Raw genomic sequence first — 14234 nt, forward strand, 5'->3', positions numbered from 1 at the left:
TGGCCTAGCGTGTGGACGGACACGACGCCCGTACTTGGGTGTTGCTTCTTATTGGCCACGCGGTGCGTGGTCTCTTTTCTTTTGTGCCACTGGTGGTGGCAATTGTGGAGCGCGCGAGCGCGCACTCTTCTTGTCTAGGGGTTTTTTCCTGCTGGCTTTCGAGTCTACGTCGCGCGGTCTGCCCGTCAAACGCTTCGCGTTCAAGTGGGTGTGGGCCAAACCTTCAGCAGACCCAACTGGTCAAAACACCCCTCTATTGAGTAGTGCACGCCCGTCAGGTAGAATTACGAGTAGACGAAAAGAATTGTTTTGGGGTTTTCGGCCGAAGGAGGGGACTATGCCAACAGTGCTCAAAAACCCTGCAACGTCACGTAAGAGCGCTCAGGATGCGCTTGCAGTTGCAGATGCTGGGCTAGCATTAGCTGGGCATCGGGTCACCGACCCGTATGCACGCAAGCTTGCTCAAAAGGTAGCCGAAGGGCACATGTCCGCAGATGAGGCTATCTGTCTTATAGTGCGTGCTGATTCACCACATCAATGACCGGCGCTGCCTTCTACACGTGGAGTGACTATTTCATTCCAGGCACGACTGTGCTGCGCAACAAGTTCACTAGCCCTGGCGCCCCTTACGGCATCGAAGATCAGGATCAGTTGCAGCGATTGGAAGAGAAGGTTGCTTTGATCCGTATGGCAGAGCTGGCTCAGCAGCCTGTTGACGGCCGTTTTGACTATGAGCATATGAAAGCTATTCACTACCACATCTTTCAGGATGTGTATGAGTGGGCAGGGCAGGAACGAACCGCGCCAGATACGCACATGACTAAGAGCTACCCTGATGTCGTCAATTTCGAACCAGGTGATCCTGAGGCGCCTTGGCGCACTTACGGGTATTACCCTGCCGGCGAGACACTGACTGCGGCCGCTGAACAACAGTATGAGCTGATTAGGCAGCAGGATTATTTCCGCGGAATGCCCAGGGACGCTTTCGTGAAATCGCTGGCTGAGTCATGGGGAGAAATCAATACAATTCATTCGTTCCGAGAAGGCAATACGCGTAGCCAGTTCATGTTCTATACGCAGCTTTGTGAACAGGCTGGTTGGAGCCTGGATCCACGCAGATTCACTACCGGCCATACTCTGAGAGAAGAGTTCTTGGCGGCACGATTCTACAGTCAAGCCACAGGAAGTAACACGCGATTGGAAATGGTGCTAAGAAAGGTCGTCACTCCACTGCGCGAGCACTTACCAGGCATTACAGAAACACCACGCCTCACAGAGGCCAGCCGCCCCATGCCCCACTCCTTGCCCCCGCATGGGCGAAAGCTCCAGTCGGGTTACGGGTATGGGCGAGGTGCGCTGTGAGCCTTGTTGGGTACGCGCGCGTCTCGACTCTCGATCAGCATGTGGACGCTCAGGTGGACGCCCTGAAAAAAGCTGGATGCACGCGTATTTTCACTGACCATGCTTCGGGTGCCAGCGCTGATCGGCCGGAGCTTGCGCAGGTGTTTGACTACTTGCGCGAGGGAGACACTCTCGTCGTGTGGAGACTGGATCGATTAGGGCGTTCTCTGGCCCACCTTGTGCACGTTATTGAAGAGCTGGATGAGCGCAGGGTTGAGTTGTGTTCGCTTACTGAGTCGATTGATACGACAACGCCTGGAGGTCGGCTCGTGTTTCACATGGCCGCCGCGTTCGCACAGTTTGAACGCGACTTGATACGAGAGCGCACCAGCGCTGGCCTTGCAGCCGCACGCGCCCAGGGCAGGCTTGGAGGACGACCAACCGTGATGACACCCGAGCGGGTCAAAGCTGCCAAGACCATGCGCGAGGGCGGCGCGACATTCACGCAGATCGGCAAAGTGCTGGGGGTGAGCCGTTCCAGCGTTTCACGTGCGCTCAGCCGGTAAAGGAACGGGATGAGAGCCGTCCTTCGCGATATGTGAGCTATCGCACCGGCCGCGCGCGGCCGGCGTTCAACACCGCCGCAACTGTAGTTGGCATGATCAATGAGATTGAAGACGCGTTACGCGCCGCTGCACAGTTCGTAGATTCCATTACCCTCTTATGTGTGTGCCTGGCGATTATCTTCGGTACGCCCGGTGTGCTGATTATGGGCGTGTTAGTCGTTCTGTGGCGAAGGTCAGTCCTTGCGCCTCGTGCTGAGCGGGGCTGGTCCGACTAGAGATCGGCTGCCGGCGCTTCTGGCTGACTCGGGTTGATCTTCCTGACCTTTGGAAGTTTGGCAACGTCGAAGAATCCTGCGCCGTTCAGGTCACGCTTTGCCCAGCCTGTATCGACTGCAGCCTTGTGGGCATCACGGTAGTTACTCACTGCCTCTTGCAGTGCCATCATCGCCTCAGCTAGGTCGCGTAGAGCTCCCTCGCGTTTTCCTTCACGTGCGAGCAGATTGTTTACTGGGTCGAACTTGTCAGGCATTGCTGCTTCCTTTCACTATGAAAGCCATTCGTTATGGTTTTCATAGCGACGTGGTGTGTGCGCGCACAACGCGCACACCACCGAACCGGACCGGACCGGACTGGACTGGACCGGTTAAGACGACGGTGCGACGTTTATTGCGCAGAGCGCGCATCGCTTACACAGGACGCAGTAGTGACCTCACAGCGGGCACCTGACTCATACCCACACGCGAGATGAACGTGGACGCAGCAGCGCGCCACATCTCATTAGCTTGCTACCCAAGCCACACGCACACGGTGCGTTTCCCCGTCACTTAGCACGCGCAGCAGCGCGTGCGGAAGCGCGGGTAGCAAGCTATATGTTACTGGTACCAGTAACAGGCTTGCAGGTAGACACGGGTGGCTACCTGGAGGCACACTAGAGGTGTGGTCCCTGTCGGGTCGCTACGCTGAGGAGGGTGGGATGAGTGAGGCTGAGGTGATGGGCGCGCAGCAATCGGTGCGCCGTCGTGTTCGGCGCGCTCCACGGCAGGTTAATGGCGTGACTCGCACGTCGTTGCGAGTGCATCTGACTCGTAGCGAGCGTGCGTTGCTGGAAGCGAAGGCAAGCAACGCCGGATGGTCCTTGTCTCGCACGCTGGTGCACTGCGCGTTGCATCCGGTTGCAGCCGATGAGATTGCGGTCGATAACCTTCACGAGTTGATTGCCGGTTTGCGTGACTACCGGCGTCAGCTCACCGGCCTGGCAAACAACGTCAATCAGCTGACTCGCTACGCTCACACTGACCACGCGCTCCCCGAACATATGAATGACGTTCTCGACCACATTGAGCACAGCGTCGATGAGATCAACTACTTGCTTGCGAGTGTGCGCCGATGATGCCGAACATCGTCGATGGCGGGGACATGGGTGGGCTCATGCGTTACCTGGTTGGGCCAGGACGCGCCAACGAACACACTGAGCCTCACCTCGTGGCTGGCTCACGCACCATCATGAAGCGGTGGGGCGACTGGAGTGAACTGTCCACCGCTCAAGCCGGCGAAATTGCTCGCTACCTTGACTCGTTCATGAACGAAACGGACCGCACCTCGCGCGGCCCGATCCGCAAGTTCGACCCAGCGGCCGGCAGGACGCAAGTAACGGACTACGGTGCGAACCACGTCTGGCATTGTTCTCTTTCTTTATCGCCTGACGAGGGGCCACTGTCAGAAGAAAAATGGGCAGCCATCGCACGCGACTTCATGGACCAGATGGAGTTTACCTCTGCATGTGGGAAGTCCGAGTGCCGATGGGTCGCCATCCATCACGGTGCGTCAAAAAACGGTGGGGACCACATCCACATCGCCGCCAACATCATTCGTGAGGATGGGACCAAGTGGAACAACTGGAACGATCAGCCCCGCAGCCAACGCGCGTGTAACGCTCTCGAACACAAATACGGTCTACGTATCGTGGAAGGGCGCGAACACAATCGCTCATCTAAGTGCGACAGTGCGCAGGCACTGAATGCCGCCAGGCGGGCCGGCAAGCCGGTCACTGACCGCGCCGCACTGGAAACGCGTCTGCGTGCCGCCGCGAAGGCAGCGAGCAATGAGGTTGAGTTCATCGGCCGCGCGCGTGGCCTGGGCGTGAGACTGCGCCCACGTTTTGCCAAGGGACACACGGATGTAATCGTGGGGTACTCTGCTGCCCTGCACACCAAGCCAGGACAGCGTACACAGTGGTACGCCGGTGGGTCCATCGCGCGTGACCTCACGCTGAGCGCGCTGCGCGAGCGCTGGCCAGACACCATCGACGCCTCTACTGATGCAGTGCGCGCATGGCACGATGCCTGGAAGGGGATGCCGCTTGGCGCGCACCGCAGCGCCTACACACCGGAGGAATGGCAAGGGTATAGGCGCGCGCTGGAAATCTACCGCGACGAGCTAGGCGGCATTGACCCCGCTGATCCGCTTGCCTTGGCTAATGCGACCAATGATGTGGCCGGACTTCTGGCGGCCGCCGCGCAGCAATCGGATTTGAGTGAGGACATGCGCCGCGCTTTGGACTACTCCGCACGGCAGGTCGGCCGAAACGCACAGCTGAAACAGCGGCCCGTCACTGGCAGTGGGACGAGCCCGTGGGTCGTTCTCGGTGCGCGGCTGCTCAGCACAGCCATCACTCCCAAGACCAGCAAGGTGAACTATGCACTCATGCTGGTGGAGGCATTGGAATTGGTGAAGACACTGGCAAACCTATATGAACAAGCGCGCCAAACAAACACCGCACACATGATCTTGCGTGACACGCGCACTGTGTACGACCGCTTACGCGCCGAAGCACCGCACACGGCTCACCAATCTCTCCAGGTCGACACGGCAACCTTGCAACAAGACGTATTGCCTGAGCCGGCCGCAACACGCTCCGCGCCCTCAGTCCAGGAGGAGTCGGTGACAGTTGGAGCACCCTCCAACGGCGACTACTTTGAGCGTTTGCGCGCGCGCCATAAGTTCCTCGCGTTGCCCGATGGATTCGGGACAAATACTGAAGGCTCCAGCACCAGTGGCAACGAGACTGACCATGATGAGAGAACATCCAGGCGACCGTTGCCAGGCATCGGGCAAACACCACAACTGACCAAACTCAACCACCCCACACACCACCCAACCCCACGCGGGCGCACGCCCGAACGCGGGCGCGGCCAGTTGCGCTAGTGTGCGCACGGCCCACGTTGTGAGCATGGACGACGAAAACGCATCTTCAGAACTCTTGTATCCCACGCTTGACGCCTTCGTGGAGGATCTCCTGGCACGAATCTATGACCGGTTCCTGCCAACGGGACGGCTGACGTGGTGCCCCCAGTGGTGGAAACACGCCGAAGCGGTATACCGTCTGCAGGCCCTCTGGCTGTCATGGGAATACATGCGAGTAAACGATGGGCCGATGGCATCGGCACAGTGGCTGGTCTCGTATGCTGATCCAATCATGAACGTCCTGTTTGAAAATGACGGGCCATTCAAGGGATGCAGCGTCACGGGTGGTCACCGCGACCTGCGATATCACCCTGATGGGCAGCTGCCCTGCGATCCAGCCGACCCAGAGATTTTCGCCCCGCGTAACTAGCCATAGGGGGCAGCCGACGCCTGGATCACATGTGCCGGGTCTGCACGCGCGCCGATTTCTGAGCTCGCGGGGTGGCGCGACGTGTGGATGTTCTGGCGACGGTGCTCATCGCTTGCCTGACAGGGGTGTGCAGGCCCTTGTCGGCCGTGATGGCTGCCCGCACCGACTGCGGATCCGCACCCTTATCCAGCAGCGCCTGAGCGTGAGCCTGACGCGCCTGCAGTGTGTCCCACGCGGCTTGCTCGCTGTGGCCGGCGTGCCTTGCCTCGCTTACTTCCTTCACTGTGTTTTCACCGCCAGGGCTCACACTGCCTTGCTTGTCTGTTTCCAAGGCTTCAGATGCTTCACGAGTCTCGATGCTCGCATTCTCGCGCGCACGGCCCAGTGCCCTTTCAGCCTGAGCCTGCTCGGCCTGAGCGGCCTTAATATCGGGATAGATCGCACGAATACGCGCATCCACCTGCTCACTGTCACCGAGCCATGCCGCCAGGTCATGTTTCCACATATCGTTCAGCCACTGCGGTGCACTGTCTTTTTGCTCGTGCACGTAGTGGAGAATTTCCTCGCGACGTTCACTGCCAGCCAGCTGCTCATAAGCGCGGTACAGCACGTCCTGGACAACGGGCCTGACGTCCTCCACATCTTCGCTATCGAGGACAGGCGCCACCTTCAGGGCCTGTTCGACCCGTGGAATATCCTCCACGTCCCTCATTGGAGCGGTGACCTCAATTCCCCACCGCTCTTTCGCCTCACGCTCACACCTTCGCGCGGCCAGCCCCGCCTGCGGGTCAATGTCGCTAAACCTTTTCGCCACGCCGTACACGTAGACAGCTTCATCGCGTGATGCACTGTCCCACCAGTGTGACGTGAGCGCCTCCGAATACACCTTTTCAGCCAGGGCACGCTCTTGCCTAATCGCCCTGCGCAACGCTTGCTCGTGGTAGGTGGAAGACTTCTGGGCCGCGCGCAGGGCCTGCTCGCGACGCATTGCCATGAATCTGCCTACCGCCAGCGCCACCCGCCAGGCACGCGCCATCTCCGCACTCGTCTCATTAACCACCTGATCTGCCATCACATGCGCCTTTCTACGCTTACACTGCTATTTCACTGTTTGAAAACCAGGCTGCTCCCAAAAGGGAACCAATTGCACAAGGGTGGGCACAGCCCCCGACGCAAACACCCATGCCCGCCCCTGCGGTAGGGCCTGCAGGTCCGACACCGTGGCGATAGGGCGCTGCTGGGACGCCTTTGATGTCGAATACGAGTGGCCCTGGCTTGACCTGGACACCTGTGTGGAGTCCACATAATGCACACCAATCAGCTCCGATATGCTGCGCAAGAACTCAGGCTCAGATACACCGCCGCCATACATCTTGACGTTCGCCGCCGACCACAATGCCTTCATTCCCTTTTCGCCCCACACTCGTTCGCCCTGGCTCCACGACTGCAATACCGTGTCCACGCATACTCCACGCGATCCCAGGTGCGAGTACTGATTGGGCAGTTCACCCCACCGGCACACGTTCGCCGCCTCATCGAGCTCAATCAGCATGGGAGTGGCCAGCCTGCCGCGCGGCTGCGTACTTGCATGGGCTGTGGCCGCTTCCACTACAGTCACAGTGAGCGGGGTCACTATCTGAGTGGCACTGCCGCGCCCTTCTTGAGACAGGCAGTACAGTGTCTGCCGCGTCCTGACGAACTCGGCCGCATTGAACTCGGGTAAGCCCTCCGATGGGGTCACCCACCGCATCAGCTTCGTGTTATTCAGAAAGTGCATGATGCGCAATGCCCCGCCATACACGCTGCCACGCGTCTCAACAGGCATGCCCATAAACCCCTCCAGGCTCGTTGCGGCCTTACGCACGTCATCACGGGTATCTGGGTCTGCGAACTCCTCAGCCATGCTGCGCAGCAGCAGCACTGCCTCATCGTTCGTCTGATCAGCAAGCCACGGCTGCAAGGCTGTCAGTGGCCGGCCCGCCAGAGCGGCAGCCAGCAGCATCGGAGAGATCAACTGGCACGCCCATCGATCCCACATGTCGGTTCCATCCTTGTTCGACACGTCCTCAGCCGACAGGAACATGTCAGCCAGCGCGCTCGCCTGCACATAGTCAGTCACATACGACAAGGGATTCCACCACCACGACTGGCGTGTGTCTGCGAGATTTTGCGGGTCGAACACCCATGACCGCTCGCCCGTAGCCGCTTCACGCCTGGAGCGTGTTTCATCCACAATGTCACGCTTGTTCGAGGTGGCCACAACTGCTCCAGGCGCAGCTAGGATACGCGGCACCACCCAGGCTGTTGTCTTGCCCGTGCGGGGACCGGCAATCGTGATGCACACATCTTCAAACGAGGACAACACGGCCGCATCCGCTGCCACGGTGCGGCCTACAGGCAATCCAGCCGCACCCTGCACGCCCAGGCGCTGAGCTTTGGCTGCAACAGCCTTCAATGTGATCGGCTCAATGTCACGGCCGCGTCCCGCGTACTGCGCGGCCTCATCACCTCGACGCGACTGGCGGTGTCTGCGCACACCTGCCAGGACCACTAGGCCACTCACCACCACAAGGATCAGCGTCACCACCGCAATCCACCAATACACCTCCCCCGTGGGATCCACTCGGCCGCCCGCCAAATCAAGCACGAGTGTGAACGGATTCCACGACACATCCGCCACGCCACGCGCCCACGCCCACACGTGCACACCCACGATGAGCGGCACGCTGCCGGCGATCACCATGACGGTCACGACCACCATGAGGAGAGTGGACGGCTCCCACGTATCCGCATCGTCTCGAACACTCATTGGGCTCTCCTGGCCCACCGCTGATTCGTATCTGACAGTGCGGCCTCACCGCCTACGAAGCGCACCTGGAAGGGAGTGCCAGGCGCGTTAGACGTCTTGAGCAGGAACTTGCCCATTCCCAGCGGCGGAGCGTCACGCCCCGTGGTCGGGTCGTAGGTGCCAGGCGCGTTCCACGACGTGAGCATGTCCTTTTCCTTTTCTGTCAGGGAAAACACGCCCTCCAGCAAGCTCATTTCACGCGCAGGCATGCCGCCAAGGAACAGCATTTTTGACCGCTCGACAAAACCTGCCGCTTTCAGCCGGTCGGCAGGCGATGCCAGAGCGTTGAAATCGGCCATCGAGTGCGTGATCATGACCTGCCCCACACCGATCGTGCGGTTCAGGCGAGTCAGCGAGTCAATCCGCTCCACCAGTCCCGATGAGGCACGCAGAATACGCCACAGTTCATCCATGACGATCTTGTAGCGCCGACGTGGGGCCACGCCCGCATCCGCCAGCGTCTGAGCTATCTCGACCGTGGCGAACCCATACGACCAGCACGCCAGCAACAAGGCTGCCTGCAGGTCCTCTGAGGCTTCCTTAAACGCGCTCACGTCGAAAACCACGCATCGGTCCATCATCATCGGCGTCGTGGTCTCCACCGCGAAAAGAGCGCCGAAACGGCCCGACACCAGCGCCATCAGGGATGCTTCCAGGCTTTCAGTTACCGCGCGATAATGATCAAGGTCCCCACGATCCAGCGCGGCTGCACGAAGCGCTGCAGGCGCCTGGCGCACCACTTCGAGTAGATCAGCCAGTACCACGGGCCGCTCATATGTCTCCAGGATTCTGATTGCCTCATCCACAATGGTTTCTTCACGATCAGATGGCGGGGTGCGCCGAATGATATGAATCAGCGAGCACACCATGTCTTTTTTGCGTTCATGAGCCGCCGCAACCAGCTTGTCACGATCCTCCCACTTACCCGCTGCCTCCAGCAGTGCAACGGCCTCCGACACGTTGCCCGCATCCAGCGGATTGATCCCGGCACCGCCATGCTCAATGCTGATCACCTGGCCGCCCAAAGCCTCGATCAGCGCCACGTAATCGGGCTTGATGTCGCCCAGCACCATTGTGTGCACGCCAAACCCAGCAGATGCAGTAATCATCCTGCGCACCAAAGACGACTTGCCCAAGCCGTTTAAGCCGAGCACCATTGCTGAGGGTGCGGAAATAAGCCCGCGCTCAAACCAGCTAATCTCATCAGCACACACCGCGCCGCCACCGCGCAGCGCGCGCCCCAATGGTGCTCCCACCAACGCCGTATTTGACCCGACAATAAACGGGAACAGTCCGCACACCTGTTTTGAGGTCGCCCTCCACGGCTGGATCAACGGCCCATTAGCCGGCCATCCGCTCCCACGGCCTCCCTTGCTCGCCGTCGCGCTGACACCTCCAAACAAGGCCGCCAGCAAGTCGGTGACAAATCCACCCATCACTACCACCCGCCCGACAGCCCTTGAGAAGCAGGCCGAAGCCCCAGCGGCAGGCCCAGGGCAAACGCGCTGTCCTGAGCGCCGTATGCCGGTCGCACCAGCAGGCGCGACGATGATGCCAACGCAGTGACCGCGCTTGAGGTGTCGTCCAGCTCATCCGTACTCGTCGTAGCAGTGATAATCAGTGCAAAATCCAGCAATCCCGCACCAGCTGCCTCCTCATCAGCCACCTGTTGTGCCGCGCGCAGCTCACGTCGCGCGGTCGCTGTGGGACGAGGAGTATTCTCCACACGAGCCGCAGCCCTGTTCACGTCCGCATCGGCCGCAGCTGGAGCCTTTGCCGCGTCAACCGGTCGATAAATGATCGTCACCCGCTTACGCTCCACATCACGTGAAGGCTCCAAAATTCGTCGCAAAACGCCCGACTGCACATAGCCGCGTGCAGGGCGACTCATCACCCACGTGCGTGACAAACCGGAATCATGGCGGTAGTAGTCCCACTCGGCCACAGCACGAATAGGGCCCGCATCTTCCCACACCAACGCGACTTCTTCGCCCGCGCTAGCGGCCTGTTCAAACAAGACCTCCGACGCCGGATCATACGCCACGCGCGTGAGCTGACATACCTCACGCGCGGTCAGCACATGCACACCGCCTGCGCCCGTTCCCATCAGCGTCTGAGTCAGCCCAGGCAGATCAGAGGAAATACGCGACACCGCCTGCGCCCGCTTCTTCGACGAGCCCATCTTGGAAGGGTCAAACGTGATCGTAATCCACACGCGCACACGTGCCGCGCCCTGCCCATACTCATCGACAATGCGCTGAAGCATCTGTCGCGCAACCAGTGGAGCATCCTGGCTGATGCGAGAGCCTACCTCACGGCGCAGCCGATCCCCACTATCAGGGATCGTCTCAACACACACGCTTGCCTGAGCAACCCCCATCTGTCCGCCCAGGTCCCCCAGCCACATTCCCCACAGCGCCACCTGACGGTCAATCGTGTCCTGGTCGGTCAAAGCACCACCTTCAGGCGCCACGCTCATCACTACGCTCAGCGTCCCATCCCCGTGCTCGATCAGCCCAAAAGGCCTCTCATAGGAATCACGATGCTCACTCAACCGCGACGCGTGCAACATGCCAGGCAACTCGCACATGCCCTGCGTCGCATCCGGTGCTATCCCGCCCGTTGCGTGAATATTCGACTTCCTGCGCGCCGCCCTGCCAAAACGCATCCTTTGATTCATCCTTTCTGCCACAGACACCCCATGCACATCGCGGGTCACCATCAGCAGCACGAGACCAGCCCACACGACTGCGACCGCCAACGCGATCACCACGCCCTTCGACATGGCCACTACGCTCACGACAGCCAGGCCGACGAGTCCAAAGATCGATTCGCCAAACCCCATCTTTCCGAAGCCCGCGCGGCGCGGGATACGCCAATTGCCATACGTTCGAACCTTGACCGCCTCAGCGCTCATTTTGAACATCACCACCAGTAGGACTGAAGCCGCCCATATCACTGTCCACGCCTTCACGCCCAGGCGCACCGCTCGGACCGGAACTCCCATCACGGCCCGACGCGCCATTAGCACCTGACGGGCCGCTTTGATGAGAACTGTTCGACCTCTGAGAGGCTCCACTCGACGCGGCCCCCGTCGCACTGCCAGCGCCACCACCGGCGCTACCAGCACTACCCGCACCCATCGAGCGCGCACCACCACCAGCACCAACACCAGAAGCTCCACCTGCACCCGCACTCGACGCGGCACCACTAGCACCGCTAGCGCCCGCACCAGCACCCGCTGCCGCTGTGGCTCCTCCACTGGCCGTCGCAGCACCCACGCGGGCCACAGTCATTGCACCCGTCGCCAGCACTGCTCCCGCACCAGCAGCGCCACCGCCACCGGCACTGAGCGCCTCAGTGGCCGGCACCATAAAGGTCACCAGGGCGGGCAGCGACAACACTGCCAGGATCAGCATGACAACGCCCATGACGAAACTCGTCAAGTCCTCACCACTCGCCAAAACCCAGGAATCGCCTTGCACCAGCTTGATAGCCACCGCGTAAATGATGGAAGCGGCCGGCTTAAACATCAGGAACGCGAAAAACCATGCCACGATTTTCCACAGCCAGCCCCGCCCCCACTTCGTCGAGTAGGCGCCAGCTGCCAGCGGCATAATTCCCACCAGTAGGATCAGCATTGCTGACCGAATAAACATCAGGCCTATCTGGACCAAGTTCGCGACCAGCGCGCCCAAGCCACCCACGATCAGCACCGTCAGCCCCAAGCTGCCCGTCACACTCGTCACTGACAAGATTTTCGAGCCAAACTTGCCCGCATCGCCATCAATCGCCAAGCCGATCACCCACGTGGAAAACGCATCTGACGCATCCACCAGCAACTGTCCAACACCGACAGATGCACCAGAGACCACAGCCAGCGCCAAGAGTCCCTGTAGCACGCTCATCGCTGTTTCACCGCGCCTGGACAGCGCCAAATGGATGCCAGCCACGAACAGCGATGCGACTGCCAGCGCCACCACAAGTATGTGAGTGGTGGAGTGTACGAAGCCCACTGCCGAGTCAGCACCCCCAAGCCTGGGGGTACCCACACCCGTCCACACCGTGCCGACCTTCAGCAACGTGGCAGACACATCCTGAATGATGTTGTACGCCCATTCTGCGATAATGTTGTGCGTCGCCTCAGAAGCGACCTCACCGATCTTGCATGACAGTTCCCAAAACTGGCACATTTACGCACTCCACTCCACGAACCCCTCCAATGCAAGTGAGTCAATAACGCGCTCACCCCACGAGTCAGTAGATGGAGCCTGCACCTTCCAATCACCGTCCTGCCACACCAACACCACGGGCCACGCCACAAGCGTGTCAGGAACCGACACCGACGACACAGCCAACACCACCATCGCCGCGTCTGGACCACGATCCTCATACCGGAACCCGTGAATGCTCAACGCGGAGCCCGTCTCACCTTGCCATTCGGCCTTAATCTGTGCTTCAAGCCGATCACGATCCGGCCCGGCAGCCATCAGGGCAGGAACCACCTCATCAAGACGCTCCTTCGACGAAAACCACGACAGGAAATTGGCTGACGCCAAAATCGCGCCCGCCGGACTATGAGCGAAGCACCGCGAAATCCCATCCGCCATGCCAGGCCCATACCCGTTAATGCTCGGCACTGTGATCCGCTCTCCCACTTGTACAGGTACCGACGGCAACGCCTGCTCAGGAACCGCACGCTCCAAAGACGACAAGCCGCACACCGAATCAGACGCACCAGCGCCGCCAGCAGTGGCCTCATCAGGCGACTCACCACCGCTTTGTTTACCTGCACCAGCGCCCGAAGCGCCCGAGGAAGGGGAGGCGGCATTCTCACCACTAACAGGCACAGCATCCCGTGTGACCACCAGAAAACCCAAGCCCACCAGCAACGCAACTACCAGCAGCCCCGAAACAATAAAGGCTGGGCGGGCAAGAATGTTCGTGCTCTTTTCCTCAGCCATTACAGCAATGCCTTCGCCAGAGCCGCCGCAGCCGCAATAACAATTGCACCCATAATCACATAGCCGATCCTGCGCACGTTCTCATTACCCATCCCACGCTCATTCGACACCGCAAGCATGATTCCGCCGACAATAAAACCGACAATCACAGACGCGCCGGCAATCCACATCACCCAATTCAGCACCGTCTGCACGCGCGCCTCCACACCTGGAGGCGCAACCGGCGTCGGATTCAAATCCATCCAAATCAGCCCCGCGCGCCCCACCACGGACTCAACAACGCCAACACCACTCGCAACAAGACTCATTTACTCGTCCTTTCCAATCAACGACATATCTTTCAAAACCTTGCGAACATCCCTCGAAAGCGGAACGTCCCACGCGAAACCGGTACGCCACGCACTCTGGAAGCCCACCAGCCACACGCGCGGAAACGCGCCAGCAACACGCTGACGAAACGGGGCAAGCTCTTTCGGACTGCGACCAGGCGCATCCGCCGCCAAAATCAAACCAACCAGCTCCACACGCCCAACCTGGCCAGACGCCCACTGGATCCCCGCGTCCTGCGCGGCCCTCAGCCCAGCAAAATGAGTACGAGCCACCACGACTACGCGCGTTGACCTACTCGGATCAGGCCACGACACACCAGCATCACCCGCGCCCAACAAGCGGGCCCACGACGTCGCCCCCGCGCCGCCGTGCGCGCCGACCACCCACAACGGGCAATACCCGCCAGCAAACGCAATCGGCAAGCCGCCAGCCGCCACCACCTGCGCGCCCGGCTTCCACACAGGCGGCCGGACAGGCTCAGACACCGCCGCGCGGTCGCCGTAGTCCGAGGAGTATTCTCCACCCGAGCCAGCCCAAGGATTTCTCATGTGCGCTCCCTTCTACGTAATACG

General features: G+C 60.4%; 15 protein-coding genes. 6 read left to right on the forward strand and 9 right to left on the reverse strand.

Going from position 1 to position 14234, the window contains the following annotated elements; translation table 11 throughout:
- The first annotated feature begins 537 nt into the window (after positions 1–537).
- The 3 genes from QP093_RS04845 (at position 538) to QP093_RS04855 (ending at position 2182) form a co-directional block, all read left to right on the forward strand.
- Complete coding sequence (locus QP093_RS04845) at positions 538–1362, forward strand: Fic/DOC family protein (protein WP_285015168.1); 825 nt, start codon at positions 538–540, stop codon at positions 1360–1362.
- Positions 1359–1907 carry a recombinase family protein gene (locus tag QP093_RS04850; protein WP_285015170.1) on the forward strand — a complete coding sequence of 183 codons (549 nt, stop codon included), beginning with the start codon at positions 1359–1361 and terminating at the stop codon, positions 1905–1907. The genes QP093_RS04845 and QP093_RS04850 overlap by 4 nt, the downstream gene beginning before the upstream one ends.
- A gap of 92 nt (positions 1908–1999) precedes the next feature.
- Complete coding sequence (locus QP093_RS04855; RefSeq protein ID WP_285015171.1) at positions 2000–2182, forward strand: hypothetical protein; 183 nt, start codon at positions 2000–2002, stop codon at positions 2180–2182.
- Here the strand turns inward: QP093_RS04855 and QP093_RS04860 are convergent.
- Entirely contained in the window at positions 2179–2436 is a 258-nt protein-coding gene (locus tag QP093_RS04860) for a YceI family protein (RefSeq protein ID WP_285015174.1), read from the reverse strand. The genes QP093_RS04855 and QP093_RS04860 overlap by 4 nt on opposite strands.
- A gap of 444 nt (positions 2437–2880) precedes the next feature.
- Between QP093_RS04860 and QP093_RS04865 the strand changes: the two genes are divergently transcribed.
- Genes QP093_RS04865 through QP093_RS04875 form a run of 3 tightly spaced genes read left to right on the forward strand, consistent with a single transcriptional unit; the run spans position 2881 to position 5520 of the window.
- Positions 2881–3297 (forward strand): MobC family plasmid mobilization relaxosome protein, encoded by a 417-nt coding sequence (locus QP093_RS04865; protein WP_285015176.1) that lies wholly within the window; start codon positions 2881–2883, stop codon positions 3295–3297.
- Positions 3294–5111 (forward strand): relaxase/mobilization nuclease domain-containing protein, encoded by a 1818-nt coding sequence (locus QP093_RS04870; RefSeq protein ID WP_285015178.1) that lies wholly within the window; start codon positions 3294–3296, stop codon positions 5109–5111. The genes QP093_RS04865 and QP093_RS04870 overlap by 4 nt, the downstream gene beginning before the upstream one ends.
- Positions 5112–5136: 25 nt before the next feature.
- Entirely contained in the window at positions 5137–5520 is a 384-nt protein-coding gene (locus tag QP093_RS04875) for a DUF4913 domain-containing protein (RefSeq protein ID WP_285015180.1), read from the forward strand.
- A 25-nt stretch (positions 5521–5545) separates the two neighbouring features.
- Here QP093_RS04875 and QP093_RS04880 read toward each other — a convergent pair whose 3' ends face one another.
- From QP093_RS04880 to QP093_RS04915, 8 genes are read right to left on the reverse strand one after another with little or no spacing between them, the layout of a single operon-like run.
- On the reverse strand, positions 5546–6592 hold the full coding sequence (locus tag QP093_RS04880; protein ID WP_285015183.1) for a hypothetical protein: 1047 nt from the start codon (positions 6590–6592) through the stop codon (positions 5546–5548).
- Between the two features lie 27 nt (positions 6593–6619).
- Positions 6620–8329, reverse strand: coding sequence for a type IV secretory system conjugative DNA transfer family protein (locus QP093_RS04885; RefSeq protein ID WP_285015185.1), 1710 nt, complete (start codon positions 8327–8329; stop codon positions 6620–6622).
- Positions 8326–9804 carry a putative type IV secretion/conjugal transfer ATPase gene (locus QP093_RS04890; RefSeq protein ID WP_285015187.1) on the reverse strand — a complete coding sequence of 493 codons (1479 nt, stop codon included), beginning with the start codon at positions 9802–9804 and terminating at the stop codon, positions 8326–8328. The genes QP093_RS04885 and QP093_RS04890 overlap by 4 nt, the downstream gene beginning before the upstream one ends.
- A gap of 2 nt (positions 9805–9806) precedes the next feature.
- Positions 9807–11294 carry an SCO6880 family protein gene (locus tag QP093_RS04895; RefSeq protein ID WP_285015494.1) on the reverse strand — a complete coding sequence of 496 codons (1488 nt, stop codon included), beginning with the start codon at positions 11292–11294 and terminating at the stop codon, positions 9807–9809.
- On the reverse strand, positions 11275–12561 hold the full coding sequence (locus tag QP093_RS04900) for a collagen-like triple helix repeat-containing protein (protein WP_285015189.1): 1287 nt from the start codon (positions 12559–12561) through the stop codon (positions 11275–11277). The genes QP093_RS04895 and QP093_RS04900 overlap by 20 nt, the downstream gene beginning before the upstream one ends.
- Positions 12562–13332 carry a DUF8175 domain-containg protein gene (locus QP093_RS04905; RefSeq protein WP_285015192.1) on the reverse strand — a complete coding sequence of 257 codons (771 nt, stop codon included), beginning with the start codon at positions 13330–13332 and terminating at the stop codon, positions 12562–12564.
- Positions 13332–13640, reverse strand: coding sequence for a hypothetical protein (locus QP093_RS04910; protein WP_058237697.1), 309 nt, complete (start codon positions 13638–13640; stop codon positions 13332–13334). Before QP093_RS04910 ends, QP093_RS04905 begins: the two co-directional genes overlap by 1 nt.
- Complete coding sequence (locus QP093_RS04915) at positions 13641–14210, reverse strand: DUF6668 family protein (protein WP_285015196.1); 570 nt, start codon at positions 14208–14210, stop codon at positions 13641–13643.
- Positions 14211–14234: the final 24 nt, after the last annotated feature.

This window comes from Pauljensenia sp. UMB10120 (genome assembly GCF_030212035.1).
Lineage (GTDB): Bacteria > Actinomycetota > Actinomycetes > Actinomycetales > Actinomycetaceae > Pauljensenia > Pauljensenia radingae_A.